The organism is Colwellia sp. MT41, from assembly GCF_001444365.1.
Taxonomy (GTDB): Bacteria; Pseudomonadota; Gammaproteobacteria; order Enterobacterales; family Alteromonadaceae; genus Colwellia; species Colwellia marinimaniae.
Genome location: NZ_CP013145.1, coordinates 3,403,829 through 3,418,077, shown reverse-complemented (window position 1 = coordinate 3,418,077; position 14,249 = coordinate 3,403,829). Strand labels below are relative to the sequence as shown.

At 40.3% G+C, this 14,249-nt stretch carries 13 protein-coding genes; 7 read left to right on the top strand and 6 right to left on the bottom strand.

Annotated elements, in window-relative coordinates:
* The first annotated feature begins 25 nt into the window (after positions 1–25).
* Entirely contained in the window at positions 26–1,939 is a 1,914-nt protein-coding gene (locus tag CMT41_RS14545) for a TonB-dependent receptor (RefSeq protein ID WP_058027675.1), read from the top strand.
* A 421-nt stretch (positions 1,940–2,360) separates the two neighbouring features.
* Positions 2,361–3,236 carry a DMT family transporter gene (locus CMT41_RS14540; RefSeq protein WP_057182146.1) on the top strand — a complete coding sequence of 292 codons (876 nt, stop codon included), beginning with the start codon at positions 2,361–2,363 and terminating at the stop codon, positions 3,234–3,236.
* 369 nt (positions 3,237–3,605) lie between these two features.
* Here the strand turns inward: CMT41_RS14540 and CMT41_RS14535 are convergent, their stop codons facing one another.
* The gene (locus CMT41_RS14535; RefSeq protein WP_058027674.1) at positions 3,606–3,917 is read right to left on the bottom strand and encodes a cupin domain-containing protein; all 312 of its coding nucleotides are present in this window, start codon (positions 3,915–3,917) and stop codon (positions 3,606–3,608) included.
* Positions 3,918–3,949: 32 nt separating this feature from the next.
* Positions 3,950–4,816 (bottom strand): hypothetical protein, encoded by an 867-nt coding sequence (locus CMT41_RS14530; RefSeq protein WP_058027673.1) that lies wholly within the window; start codon positions 4,814–4,816, stop codon positions 3,950–3,952.
* A 123-nt stretch (positions 4,817–4,939) separates the two neighbouring features.
* Between CMT41_RS14530 and CMT41_RS14525 the strand changes: the two genes are divergently transcribed.
* The 4 genes from CMT41_RS14525 to CMT41_RS18790 all read left to right on the top strand — a co-directional run bounded on the left by CMT41_RS14525 (position 4,940) and on the right by CMT41_RS18790 (position 6,920).
* Positions 4,940–5,170 carry a hypothetical protein gene (locus CMT41_RS14525; RefSeq protein ID WP_157466386.1) on the top strand — a complete coding sequence of 77 codons (231 nt, stop codon included), beginning with the start codon at positions 4,940–4,942 and terminating at the stop codon, positions 5,168–5,170.
* A 215-nt stretch (positions 5,171–5,385) separates the two neighbouring features.
* Positions 5,386–5,799, top strand: a complete 414-nt coding sequence (locus tag CMT41_RS14520; protein WP_057182090.1) for a VF530 family DNA-binding protein — start codon at positions 5,386–5,388, stop codon at positions 5,797–5,799.
* 48 nt (positions 5,800–5,847) lie between these two features.
* Positions 5,848–6,486, top strand: coding sequence for an alpha-ketoglutarate-dependent dioxygenase AlkB family protein (locus CMT41_RS14515; protein WP_058027671.1), 639 nt, complete (start codon positions 5,848–5,850; stop codon positions 6,484–6,486).
* A gap of 251 nt (positions 6,487–6,737) precedes the next feature.
* Positions 6,738–6,920 (top strand): hypothetical protein, encoded by a 183-nt coding sequence (locus CMT41_RS18790; protein ID WP_231733074.1) that lies wholly within the window; start codon positions 6,738–6,740, stop codon positions 6,918–6,920.
* A gap of 82 nt (positions 6,921–7,002) precedes the next feature.
* Here CMT41_RS18790 and CMT41_RS14510 read toward each other — a convergent pair whose 3' ends face one another.
* The 3 genes from CMT41_RS14510 to CMT41_RS14500 all read right to left on the bottom strand — a co-directional run bounded on the left by CMT41_RS14510 (position 7,003) and on the right by CMT41_RS14500 (position 11,459).
* Complete coding sequence (locus CMT41_RS14510) at positions 7,003–7,569, bottom strand: hypothetical protein (protein WP_058027670.1); 567 nt, start codon at positions 7,567–7,569, stop codon at positions 7,003–7,005.
* 188 nt (positions 7,570–7,757) lie between these two features.
* Positions 7,758–9,122, bottom strand: coding sequence for a multifunctional CCA addition/repair protein (locus CMT41_RS14505; protein WP_083494304.1), 1,365 nt, complete (start codon positions 9,120–9,122; stop codon positions 7,758–7,760).
* Between the two features lie 171 nt (positions 9,123–9,293).
* Entirely contained in the window at positions 9,294–11,459 is a 2,166-nt protein-coding gene (locus CMT41_RS14500) for a TonB-dependent receptor (RefSeq protein WP_058028245.1), read from the bottom strand.
* Positions 11,460–11,629: 170 nt separating this feature from the next.
* Between CMT41_RS14500 and CMT41_RS14495 the strand changes: the two genes are divergently transcribed.
* Positions 11,630–13,345: an AAA family ATPase gene (locus tag CMT41_RS14495; RefSeq protein WP_058027668.1), complete on the top strand. Its 1,716-nt coding sequence runs from the start codon at positions 11,630–11,632 to the stop codon at positions 13,343–13,345.
* 278 nt (positions 13,346–13,623) lie between these two features.
* Here CMT41_RS14495 and leuD read toward each other — a convergent pair whose 3' ends face one another.
* Complete coding sequence (gene leuD, locus CMT41_RS14490) at positions 13,624–14,220, bottom strand: 3-isopropylmalate dehydratase small subunit (protein ID WP_057182075.1); 597 nt, start codon at positions 14,218–14,220, stop codon at positions 13,624–13,626.
* Between the last annotated feature and the right edge of the window lie 29 nt (positions 14,221–14,249).

The window sequence follows — 14,249 nt, the reverse complement described above, 5'->3', positions numbered from 1 at the left end:
CCCATTTCTATTTAGTCTTTTTAACATGAACTTATCCATTGTAAACCTTGCTGTAACAACAGCTTTATCGGCAGCAATAGCTGTCAGCCCTGTCTTTGCCCAATCAGCAGCTGCGTCTGATAATATTGAAAGAATAGTTGTTACCGCTTCTCCCTTTGAGCAAAAATTATCAGATACGGCAAACTCTGTTTTTATCGTTTCTCAAGAAGATTTAGCCTTACAAAAAACCGTTGCCCGAAATTTAAGTGAAATCATTTCAAATTTAGTGCCGGGCTTTTCGCCAAGTACTGAAACTATGTCGACCTTTGGACAAAACTTCCGTGGTGGCAAAGCTATTGTCATGATTGACGGCGTGTTAATTTCAACAACTTTACGTGCTGGTGGCCGTGATTTACAATCAATTTCAGTTGATGCTATCCAAAGCATTGAAGTCATTAAAGGTGCTAGTGCTATGTATGGTAACGGTGAAGCTGGCGCTATCATCAATATTATTACTAAAAAATCGACTGCCAATGTTGAAATGCAAACTACCATTGGCGCTGAAGCGTTTGCCAGTGAATTATCTGATACTGGCTACAGTTTCTCACAAACCGTCTCGGGTACCAGTGAGTCAGATATTGGCTTTATGCTAAACCTAGCAGGTAAAGATCGTGGTAATTTATATGATGCTGATGGTAATCGTTTACCCGGTGCTCCTAATAGCCAAGGCGGCATGGGTGATGCAGACGAGTACGATATTTTATTTAAACTCGATAAAGAAATGAGCAACTCGCGTGTCGCCTTTCTTGCCCATCATTATAAAATCGTTAATAATCTGCAATATAAGCGCAGTGTTAATGAAGATAATGGCATGGTGGAAATTGATGAAACTAGCCCGTATCAAGGTCCAAATCCATCAACTAAATTAACCAGTTTTCAAGTAACCTATGAGCATGATGATTTTTTTGGTCAGCAACTGAGCCTTTCAGCTTATAAAAGTGATGTCAATGTTGGCTATGAATCAGGCTCAGAAATTGTTTCAGAGCGAGCTGGTTTTAAAGCCGCATTACAATGGCACATTACCGATGAACAACGCTTAGTTTATGGTTTTGAATATGGTACCGACAACACAGAACAAGGTCGTATACGTGAGGTCATTGTTGGTCAAAGAGATGCTGGGGAGCCGATACTTGAGTCGCAATATATTTGCTCAGTATGTGATTTAACTGAAACCAAGTTAAGTCCATTTGCCCAATATTGGCAGCAATTAGGTGATGATTTAACCTTGCAAGCAGGTCTGCGGTACGAAAATTTTGAAATTGAAGTACCAGATTATCAGCGCTATAAAAAAGGTGTCATTACGGCAAAACAGGGCGACACCTTAAAATATCATAAACCATTAGTTAACTTAGGCGCGGTTTATAGTGTTACCGATAGTAGCGATATTTTTGCCAGTTTCTCACAAGGTTATTCACATGGCGATATGCGTATGTTACGTGATATGCCGGTAGATACAGTGGCCGAATTTGCTAATGAAATTCCGGCGACACAAACTAATTACTTTGAGACTGGTTTGCGTTTTGGCGATCATAATCTGCAAGCAAGTTTTGCCATCTTCTACTCCGATATCTCAGACAGCTATGGCTACGACTACAATGTTGCCGCTGAAACCGATAAACGTGTTGCCGCAGTGATTGTTGCCGATGAAGAAATTTGGGGCTATGAAGTAACCGCAGATTACTTTGTTACTAAAGGCTTTAAATTAGGTGGCGCTTTGTCACAGTCTGAAGGTAAGCGGACCAATGGCAGTACAGGTGAAGAGTACTGGTTAAATGATACTAAAATAACGCCAGTAAAAGTGTCACTTTATGCCAATTATCAATTTAATGAAATTGCCGCCTTACGTTTACAAGCCAATTATGTTGGCGACCGTGAAAAGAATGCTGCAGAAGGGCCATAGGGTTATAGCTACTACGAGTCACCTTATGATGGTTACACCCTGGTTGATCTCATTGCTACTTTTAGCACCGACCTTGGCCGCATTACCTTGGGTATTGATAACTTACTTAATGAAGATTACCAACCACTGGTCTCACAAATGAACAAAGAAGTGGTTTGGCAAACATATAGGAACCAATTCAAAGGTTACGGCCGTCGCATCGCCCTTGAATACAGCATTAGCTACTAGCTACTAGCTATAGGCAAATATTAAGCGAGTGAGTGAATACTTGAGCTAACTGGTATATTAGATAAAATTAAAGGCTTAAGGTTAATTAACCTTAAGCCTTTTTTATTAGCCTTCATGGGGTAGAATAGCGCCCGTTCACCGAATTATCCGTTTGGTATAACTCTGCCTCTTACCTTTTCGAGTACCCTAGTAAATGTTTACCACCATTAAAAATTCAGTACCAATGAGTGTTTGGTATATGTTGATCTCAGCTTTTGGTTTCGCCTTAATGGCCGCCTGTGTAAAAGAAGTCAGTGGCTTAGGTATTCCTGTGTTAGAAATTGTTGCCGCACGCGCCATCGTTTCAGGCATGATTAGTTACGCTGATATTAAGCGTAAAAAGATCTCCCTGTGGGGGAATAATAAAACCCTGCTGATTGCCCGCGGTACTGTGGGAACGTTTGCGCTAATGTTTGTTTATTATGCGGTAACAACTTTGCCCTTGGCAGAAGCGACGGTATTACAATATTTGCATCCAGTGTTTACCGCTATGCTGGCATTGTTTTTTTTGAAAGAAATCATCCAGCGCTCAACCATAGCCTGCATCGTTATGAGCTTGATTGGCTTAGTTATTATGATTCAGCCAAATTTGCAAATAGACAGCGGATTTCAATATCCATGGCTAAGTATTGGCGCGGGGGTACTTGGTGCTTTTGGCAGTGCGGTGGCATATATTATAATTAAAAAGCTGACCAAAACAGATGACAGCTCGGTCATTATTTTTTATTTCCCGCTGATAGCCTTGCCTATCTCAATTGTTATGTTAGGTGACGATTTTGTTGTGCCGAGTTTAGCAGCAACGGGTTTACTGATTTTAATCGGCATATTCACCCAAGTAGGGCAGGTGGGCTTAACAAAAGCACTACACTGCGCCGATGCTAACAAGGCAACCGCTTATGCCTACGTGCAGGTACTGTTTTCAGTCTTTATCGGTTGGGCGTATTTTAGTGAAGTACCGGTGGCCACCACTATCATGGGCGGTACTTTCATTATGTTCGGCGCGTTAATTAATGTCTTGTGGAAACGCTAATGATGCCATTGCTATTAGGTAATGAGTATTAGCTAAGCTGGCTTAGTTACATCGGCGGGGGCGTTGTGGAGGTTTAGTGGACGGTTGCGCCGTTTTGACGAAAACCGCGCTAAAGCTAGTCCTTAGCCGTAAAAATAGCCTGCTTATTTTGGCTCCAACCACCAATGGCAACAACTTTACCACCGACTTTTCAGACATGTGAGTTGCCCCATTGCATTACCTAGCTAGTTGCGGCTAAAGAGCCACAAAACGTATTAAACTTATCGTAATTCATCAGACCCGCCTTGCCTCATAGTCATATCAAGACCCCCCTACAAGGGGCTGATAATAGTTTACTAACATGGTCTAGCGAAGGGAAACGCAGCCAACTTAATAGAAAACAGCTAACCAAACTGTCGCTTCATCCGATGATGTTGCTATCACTCGATGCTGCTCATGGGCTTTGATATTTAGGTAATCCCCTTGTTTAAGGGTAACCTGATCACCATTTATATATTCAATGACACCGTAACCTGATAAAACAATAAGCCATTCATTTTCACTTTGATCATACCAGCCGGTATCTGGCGAGGTTTGCCCCTTTGATACTATACGTTCAATCCTTAGCTTGTCGGTAATGAGGATATCTTCAAATATTTCATTGGCTAATTCTGCTGGAATATTACTAAATATATTGGCCATTTTCTCAAACCTTTAACTTATTAACCGACTAATTACTTGCTAAAATTTGCTGTTAGCAAGGCATGTTCAGGGTTAGTTGTTTGTTGTAAATATAGGGTGATTTCTTTGTGTGCTTGGCGAAATGGCTTATAGAGATGGGACTTTAGTTCTTTTTTTACCTGTTTAATCTCAATGCCTTTGATGACACAAAATAATGCCAACGCATAAACCGTTTCTAGTTCCGGCAGGGCTGCTTGTCGGTTAAGGTTGCGGTTATTACACGTGCCACAACCGCCTTTAAATTGGTAAGCAGTATTAGCAAAAATAACACCAAAGCCCATAAAACAGGCGACTAAATCGATGGTTTGCGGCAATACTTCTTTTCCCCCTGGAGGGAGCATGCCATGTTGATTAACTAGAATACCTGCTTGTATTTGTACTAAATAGGCAATTAAATCTTGCGGTTGGTTAAGCTGACTTGAGTGAAAAGCAATATCTATGTCTATACCTGTGTCTAAGTCTAAGTCTGACAGCACTTGCTCACCTTCTACTTTGTAACTGATATGAGAGCTTGCATCAGCGGCTTTTTTAGCGGTAACAATCGCGCTTTCACCACGTAGTGATGATTGAAAAAACAACTGCGGCATGGGCTTTTGGCTGAAGGTTTCTGCTGCTACCAGCTTTAGTGGCCATGCAGTCATGCCAGCGTATTTGGTGGTATTAGCAAAGATCGCTGCGGCCATTTCTTCGACACTAGTTGAACTACCAGGGTAAAAAGTATTATTAGGTAAGATCAGCTCACTATTATCGTTGAAAAATTCACTATCAAGTTGCTGCATACACCAAGAGAAAGTATCAAAAATCCATTCTTTGCTTGATTCATCAACCACAGGTTTTACTTTGAAAAAAGTTGATAACATATACGGTTAGCCTATAGCGATTGTTTATTAGCCCATGATAAAGCTTTCGTATTATAAAGCCAGATTAACTAAGGATTTACTTCCCACGCAGCGAGTATTAAAAGCCTTAAAGCAAGGCCTAGGGTGAAGAGCATAGTTATTCTATTAACATCAATAACGGTAATCGTGCGGCCAAGCTTTATAGATTTTAACGCCTTGATTAAAGCGGGCGGTGGCAGAATTGCAGCAGGAAAAGTCTATAGCTTTGGCTTTACCATTGATGACGACACCTTTAATTCGCGTTATCACTATGTTGCATGCGCTTATAAATTAGCACTTGATAACCTCGATGCTGACGTGAGTTTCACTAAGTAGTCAGCTTAATTAGCATTCACTAAGCATTAAGTTACTCGCTTCAGTGACAAAAAATTCGCCAGTTAAGTGTGAAAATTAAGACCCTGGTTTTGCTTGATAAAATAAGCTGTGGCTTTTTTATTTTGCCACTTGCTTTAGCTTAACTGGTATAATTAGTTCATTCATACCCGTTAAGTCAAAGCATAGTTGCCATCCTAGGCAGTTTAGGAAGAATAATGACCAATAAAGATATTTACAAAAACAACCCACTACATGGTACTAGTCTTGAAACCGTGTTAACTGAATTAGTTAGCCATTACGGTTTTGAAATTTTAGCGGCTTATATGAACCTAAATTGTTTTAAGCAAAATGCCAGTATTGAGTCGAGCCTAAAATTTTTAAAGAAAACCTCATGGGCGCAAGAAAAGGTTGAAGCTTTTTATATGTATCAATATAACAGCTTACCTAAAGCGGATGATGCTAACTTTGAATTACCACCACGTGATCGTATTGTGCCCTCAGGATTAGAGCAAAGACCACCGAAAGAGCTAAGTCTTGAATCTGCAGAAGAGTTACGCATTAAAATAGCGACGAAAACCCGTGAACGTTCGGCCAATTCAGGCCCGACTAACCCTTGGGGTAATAGATAAGTTTTCAACCTAAGCTATTAATCTGCGCTAAGACTACTTTATTTAATCATGGATTTATTTTCTGCCTTACTCGATGAGCCGCTTAATATTTTACCTACCGATGGTGTGGTAAATTATTACGGCGAAATTATGCCGCTAAGTGATAGCGACTTCTACTTTGAGCGGTTACTTAACACCATTGCTTGGCGCTGCGATCAAGCGTTAGTGTTTGGTAAGCTGATTGAAACGAAAAGGAAAGTTGCTTGGTGCGCGGATACGGTTGACGGTAAACCTTTTGCCTACACATACTCCGGCGTGACCAAGCATTCTATCGCTTTTACTCAGGAGCTATTAACGCTGAAAAGGTTAGTTGAGCAGCATAGCAATGAAAGCTATAACTCTTGCCTTTTAAATCTCTACCATTCGGGTGAAGAAGGCATGGCCTGGCACAGTGATGGTGAGCAAGACCTGAAAAAAAATGGCGCCATTGCTTCCTTGAGCTTTGGCGCAGAACGAAAGTTTGCCTTTAAACACAAACTCTCGAAACAAGTTATTTCTCTGCAACTTAAACCCGGTAGCCTGCTCGTCATGAAAGGCACTACCCAGCAACACTGGTTACACCGATTACCGCCAACAAAAAAAGTATCTGAGCCGCGAATAAACCTCACCTTTAGAACTATCGATACTCCCGAATTAAAACAAAGCTAATGATCTTCTCGCTCAATTTTTGACGTGATTTTGGCTTGAAAAATGCATCATTTTTATAAAGAGCTATAGAAAACCAGAAAGAGTTATATAAAGCTATAGATCGAATTAAAAACGAATAAGTACAAAAAAGCGTATCGAAGGTTAATTAGGGCTTACCTTTTATCAGCCTTGGCCGATAAAAGCTTATAAGAAATAATTTCGAACACTGGCTGTTTTAACTAAGTTTGCGCATCATATTAATGGTGAACATTATGACAATTGCAAAGCAACGGCATTACCTGTTATACGGTAATCGAGCCGTAATCTATGTGGCAAGTTTGCTGGGACTGTTTTGTGAAGTGAATCTTGCTTATGTGGTCGCGCTAACCCTATGGCTTTGGCTACCACAATGTTTATTGCTGGAATTAAACTTGCTAAAAGCACTCAAGCATTAAACCTGGTGTTTTAAGTCTAAGTATCAGTCTAAATCTAAGCGGCTAATACTTAAGGACTGGCTCAAGCTTAGCTATTAACTTCCTAGGCAGTTAGGTGCAAATAAGACGCAGTACTTGGCATCATTAAACTCTGGTAAGCATCGACTTGTTTCAGTGCTAATGGCTGATTACTGGCACTTACTACCGCCGTTTCGGTTGCATTGCTAACAGAGCGTGCTGGCAATGTTTGCATTGATTTATGTTCAATAAAGTCACCAACACCCTCTTTGACATTTTGATGTAATTGATATAAATCAGCATAGCTATTGCTTAATACTGATACCGCACTACTACTTTGATTAGCTTGAGTAGAGTCACTGGCAATATTACTCTCGGTACTGGTTTGTAAGTAGATATCAAACAGTTTTTGCTGTTGCTGGTAATGGGACTGCATCAAATCAATATCTTTAGCCGTTTGAACGTTTGATTTTACCTGGGCAACTTGCTCCGCTATTTTGTCATCGACACCTTGTTGCACAGTATTCTTTTGCTCAGGTGTCAAAATATCACTTAAATCTGCACGAGGCTCGCCTTGATGTCTGACAGGTGAAACAGGTTGAATATGGTAAGTTGGTGTTAAGTTACCAGAAGAAGCTATTTGCATTGTCATGTTAACCACCTTTATTTTTTACTAAGTTGTACCAAAAGCTGATACGGACTTGAGGTAAAGATGATAGTTAAAGGCGGTTAAGGTAGTTGTAGTGGTTTGTAAATGTCTTGCAACAAATTGTTGCTGATATTTTGTACAATTGTATTTAAGTGGTCTTGATAGTAGTGATTTTTACTGAGGGGAGCTTGTTAATGTGGTGTTGGGCTTAAATGTGCACAGTCAGCTTTAACTGCCACAATAGCGTTTAGTCTGGCTTTTGCCATCGCCTCTTTTATCGCTAAGCCTTGTAAGCCTTGTTCGACAAAGGTTTTTGCGCTTACTTGCCTAGCCGCTTTCACTGCCGCTTGTAAGTATTGCTCTTGCGGATAAGGACGTTCTTCAAAGCCTAAACGACCGAGAAAGTCAGCCTTACAAGCCATTAAAAAGCAATCAAATTCTTCCGGTTTACGCCAAATATCTAAGTGATTAAACATTTTTAATAAGGTGCTGGCTTTAAGCTCAAAGGCTTTATGACAATGTAAGTGATATTCACATACTTTCAAGGCCAATTGTTTGTAGTGTGTTGGCACTTTTAGTTGCAGACAAATTTTCTCTACTAAGGGCAAGCCTGATTTTTCATGGCCTTTATGGCTAGGCCATAAGTTATCTGGCGTTAGCCCTTTACCTAAATCGTGACATAAGGCGGCAAAACGTATTGCGGTTTTCTTGTCATGTAGAGAGGCAATTTGCAAAGAACCACTTTGCTTATCAGTCAACGTTTCGGTGAGTAACACTGCTTGCTGCAAAACCATCATAGTATGCAAACCACTACAAATTTCAGGGTGCCAAAGGGCAGGGTTGGGAATGCCCCATAAAGCGGCCAATTCAGGCCATAACTCTTCTAGGGCATGGCATTGCTTAAGTACTTGAAAGAATACTTCAGGGTTACCGGAATTAATGTCAGTATTAGTACCACCATCGGCCAAGCTTAACTGCATTTCTTGCCAAACACGTTCAGGGGTTAAGGTTTTTAATTCACCACTGGCACTGATTTCTTGCATCAGGGTAAGGGTTTCATCGGCTATGGTAAAACCGTATTTGTGATATCGGGCGGCAAAACGTGCCACACGTAGCACACGTAAAGGGTCTTCAATAAAAGCGTCACTAACATGGCGCAATATACGGTCGTTAAGATCTCTTTGGCCATTATAGGGATCAATAATGTCACCGTTATCAGTCATTGCCATGGCATTGACTGTCAGATCGCGCCTTTGTAAGTCCTGCTCAATAGTGACATCTGCAGCGAAATAGCAACTAAAACCAGTATAACCTTGGCCTTGTTTACGCTCTGTTCGGGCGAGGGCATATTCTGCTTTTGTTTGTGGATGTAAAAAAACCGGGAAGTCTTTACCTACTTGTTGATAACCTAGCTTTAGCATTTGCTCAACACTACTGCCAACCACTAAATAATCTTTGTCTTTGACCGGACGATTAAGCAGTTTATCGCGCACCGCACCGCCGACTAAATAGGTGTTAAGTGGCTGGTTTTTACTTTCAGAGTTGTTGCTTGACAAGGGACACCAAAATGAAGAGGACATTGATGCAAGTGTATCATAAGGGGGCAATAACTGCAGAGATTGGCCGAGCTACTTATTTGATTTTTTATCATGCAAAGCACTAATGAAGGTTTTGCATGATAGTTATTGAGCTACTTACTATGGCTTAATCATGGTGAGAACTTGGTATTAAAATTGATAATTAACACCAATATTAACCGTGGCTCCTAGACCTTTAATGTTGTAACCACCGTAGGTATAACCCTGTGATTTTGTCGGGTAGTAATCTTGATTAAATAAGTTTTCTATGCCGATAAAAGCCGACCAATCGCTAGCAAAGTTATAGTTACCGCTTACGTTCACTATTTGATAGCTATCAATAGGACCTTGATCGCCAACATATTCACCGTCAACCGGTTCAAAGCGCTTACGATTGCCAACATACAAGTAATTGAGCGCTAGGCTGATAGTATGACTTGGCTGCCAGTTTAGATTTACCGTCGCCTTAGGCGGACTAATTTGTTTTGCCCCTAAATAAACATCGTCTGCAGTATTTTTACCTTCAACCCAGCTGTAGGTGGCATTAACCACCCAGGCTTCATTGATTTCATAGTTAATTAATGCTTCATAACCATAGATCTCTTGTGGCGCACGTACTGGCATATAAACACCGGTAACTTCATTAAACTTATTGGTAGTACCAAACTCAGAAGTACTGAAATAAGTGGCAAACTCAAAATGAACTTGTTCGAAGTCGGAGCTAAAACCAAGTTCATAATTATCGATAATAGAGGATTGGGTATGAATAAGTGCAATATCGGTGACTGTTGCGGTACGTAACAAGCGACCAGTATCCGAAATATCAGCCCCTTGAGAGTAGCTGATAAACGGGCTAAACAGTGCTAGGGCATTATATTTTACGCCAATATTATAAGTGGTGGCGGTATAATTTAAGGTATCACCAATGACATTAACGGGGACAGAGCATTGGTCAATTTTTTTACATAACTTCAAGGTACTATAATCATTAACGGTTAAATCAATATCTTCTTGTCTGACCCCAAATTTAATAACAAGGTCATCATTATAAATTAGCTTGGTTTGTAAAAATCCGGCGAGACTTTCCATATCCATTTCAGGCACCCAAACCCTGCCATCTACCATGGGTTGAGAGGTAACATCATTAAGGGCATCGATACCATAAATGAATGTGGTCTCAACTGAGTCACCATTAGCTAAACTGAAATCAACTCGAGTATTGAAGGTTAGCCTTAAGCCCTTTTTTTCCGATCTTATTAATGATTGACCGCCAGAGTAACCAGCATCAGGGTTAGCTAATGTTGGTGAATAAAAGAAAATATTTTCTACTTCTTGGCGGTAGAGGTCGACCATCAATCCTGTTTGCGCAAATATTTCATCATCGACATATTTAAGCATGAGGTTATGGTTGGTGGGACCCTGCGGCTCACCTAATACCGACTTGCCAACAGGTACTGCAATGGCTTGGGTTTTTTCACCGGTATTTATATTGCCAACCTGGTCGATTAAATTTACGCCTTGCTTTGATTGGTAGTAGTTATAAGTGAACTGCAATGACTTTTCATCGTCAAAGTGATAACCCAGCTTAGCAAAGTAATTTTGCATTACTGCATCAGAAAGGCCGTATTTTAAACCTAAAATATCGCCGTCAGCATCGCGTTGTAAACCATTTTCTTCATAACTGGCATTAAAGACATAATTGAAGTTATTTACTTCACCATTGATACCCGCTTCATAGCGCTGGCCAACAGAATCTTCAAGTTCTACCGCACTAAAGCGAGTTGAAATACTCGCATGGCCACTAAGCTTTTTATCACTATTGGCTTTTTTAGTGATGTAATTAATAATGCCGCCGGCAGCGCCATTACCATAAATAGAGGTAGCGCCTTTAATCACTTCAATACGCTCTATAACACTGGCATCGAGTGTTCTGATACCTAATGCGCCATTACGCAATGGTGTTGATTGTGGTACGCCGTCAATCATCACTAAGGGAGCTCGGCCTCGCAGGGTTTGTCCTGAATTACTGGAAGTACCCGTACTTGGTGACATGCCAGGCACTAAGTTAGCTAATAAGCTTTGAATTTCAGAAGAAACCATTAACTGCTGCGCTATTTGTTTTTGGGTGATTATGGTTATCGAAGCAGGAACTTCATCTATGTTTTCTGCGATACGGCTACCGGTAACGATAATTCGCTCAATATCTTGTGCACTTGCTTTAGGTTGAATTTGACTCTGTTGGTTCATCTGGTTAACTTGACCATGTGCTTGGCCTGCTATAGCTAGTGCTAATAGAGTTATGGATGTTTTTAACACCATATTTTCCTTCTAAGTATTATGAGTAAGTAACTAATTGATCGTATAGTAATGATAATCGTTACCATTTGCAATTAAATGTTAAGCATTTACTCTAAATGTGTTAACTCTTTGACATCCGTCAAACAAGCAGTTAATTTTGTACTTTATTTTTTATTTCAGCGTTGGCCATGTACCGCAATTTTTTCTCATTAAGTGAATTACCTTTTTCTATTTCCCCTGATCCTAAATATTTATTTATGAGTGATAGGCACAGGGAGGCCTTGGCACACTTAACTTACGGCTTAGGAGAAGTCGGTGGTTTTGCTTTATTGACGGGAGAAGTGGGTACTGGAAAAACCACCATTAGTCGTTGTTTAATGGAGCAATTACCACAAAACACCCAAGCTGCTTTTATTCTTAATCCAACCTTATCCTGTCAAGAATTACTGGCGACTATATGCGATGAATTTAAAATTCGTTATCGAAAAACCGATGCCAGTTTAAAAAGCTTAACCGATAAAATTGCTGAAAAGCTGCTTAAAAATCATCAAAATGATATCAATACTTTATTGATTATTGATGAAGCCCAACATTTACAACCGCAAGTACTAGAGCAATTGCGCTTGCTCACCAATTTAGAAACCAATACCAAAAAATTATTACAGGTCATTTTAATCGGACAGCCTGAATTACAGCAATTATTACAACGTCGAGACTTACGTCAATTAGCGCAACGTATTACCGCTCGCTATCATTTAATGCCGCTAACAAAGCCAGAGCTTGACCAGTACATTGTGCACAGATTAACGGTTGCTGATTGCGCCAGAGCTTTGTTTGATAAAGGCGCCTTAAATAAAATTCATCAATTATCACAAGGTGTGCCTAGGTTAATTAATTTACTCTGTCATAGTGCCTTGATGTTGGCCTATAACCAAAATGATAGTGTCGTTAATAAAAAAACTGTCGTTGCCGCAGCAGAGCAGGCGTTGGGTGACGACCTAAGTGCTATGCCAGGACAAAAAAATTATAACGGGGTTTTGCTGTTTTCCACGGCAGTAAGTGTCGCTGCCTTTTTTGCTTTAGCAGGATTTTGGTGGGGCCAAACACAGCAACCTTTGCACCAAGTCATGGTAAGTACAGCGCAGGAGCGAGTAACTAGCAGCCCAGTGCAGCTAAATAGCACTGAGCGAGCAGATGTAGTTGCTGAACATAGTAAAAAGCAAGTGGTAATGCCTACCACTAAACAAGTAGCACATACTTCCGCAGATCTGCCCTATGCTAGCCTGAAAAATTCAGCCAACAATCCAGCAAGCAATACCGACGTTATTACGGCTAAGAAATCTAATAAGGTTGCGGATAAAAGTAAAACCGTGAAAGTAGCGGCTATTGAACAGCCAATTACTGAGGTAATTACCGACAAGGACAACACTGACAAAATCCTCGTAGTTAGCGGGGAGAAAACCTCAGTAAATAATAAATATCAAGACTATCAAGTGAGGGAAGTTGCCGGTGTTTCTAGTGATTTATTAGCACGTTTTCAGGCGGCACTTGATGAAACCAATGATGAAATCAAAGCGGAACCTTTAGCTAATAATAAGTCAGTAAGGGGCTCATTAGCTAAGCGTAATGCGTTTGAGTTAGCTGACAACAATGATAACTCAAGGTCTGCGGTTAGATCGCTTGCTCAAATGCCCAAAAGCCTGAAAAATTCCTTACCGAGCATGACGTTTGAACAACATATATATGTCTCAGATGGTAATGGCTGGGTAAAGGTGAATGGTCAAGATCGTTATGAAGGCGACTATATTGGCGATAACGTAGTGGTTGAAAAAATACTACCACAGCAAGTGATTCTCTCTTTCCAAGGTGAAACATTTAGCTTACCGGCGTTAACCAACTGGTAGCTTGTTAGCGGTATATAATACCAATTTCAGTAAGTTATTGCCCACTTGTGCTGGTTAAGACACCCCAAGACTACGTTGCTCTCAATCCCAATAGCCAGCTATTGCTCAATCGAACGCCTTGTCCTGAAATGTTTTTCCTGAGCACAACAAGATCACAAACTTAATGAAAATGGTATAAAAGTCTATCTGTAATTTAGCCGGACAGAGAAAAAGCCCTGATGAGTTATCACTTATCAGGGCTTTTTATTTATTGTTTTAAATGGTAAGACAAAGAAAGTTTATTGCCACGCAGGCATTTTAGCTTCAAAGGCTTTGATGGTATCCAGTTTATCTAGAGTCCAACCGACACTGTCGACACCATTTTCTAAACTGTATTGTTGAAATTCATTTAAGCTGAACGTAAACGAAAGTTCACCGCAAGTAATAACATTATTTGGCAAGTCTACTTTTAAGGTTAGCTGAGTATCAGCAGACAGTTTAAATAGCTGCTCAATTTCTGCTTCTTTTAATATAATCGGTAAAAGGCCAACGTTGATACAGTTGCCGTAAAAAATATCAGCAAAGCTTGGCGCGATAATTACTTTAAAACCAAATTCCTGTAGCGCCCAAGGTGCATGTTCTCGACTTGAACCACAGCCAAAGTTTTTACGGGCTAATAAAATACTGCTGCCTTTATATTCAGCCTTGTTAAGGATAAAGTCAGGATTTACCTGGGTACCAGCATGATCAAGGTAGCGACTATCGTGAAATAAGTGTACACCAAAACCTATACGTTCAGTTTTTTGTAAAAATTGCTTAGGGATGATTTGATCGGTATCGACATTGGCGATATCTAATGGCACAACCAAGCCAGTGTGTGTATTAAACTTTTCCATTTTCTGTTCCTCTTTGAGGCAGAGCTTAC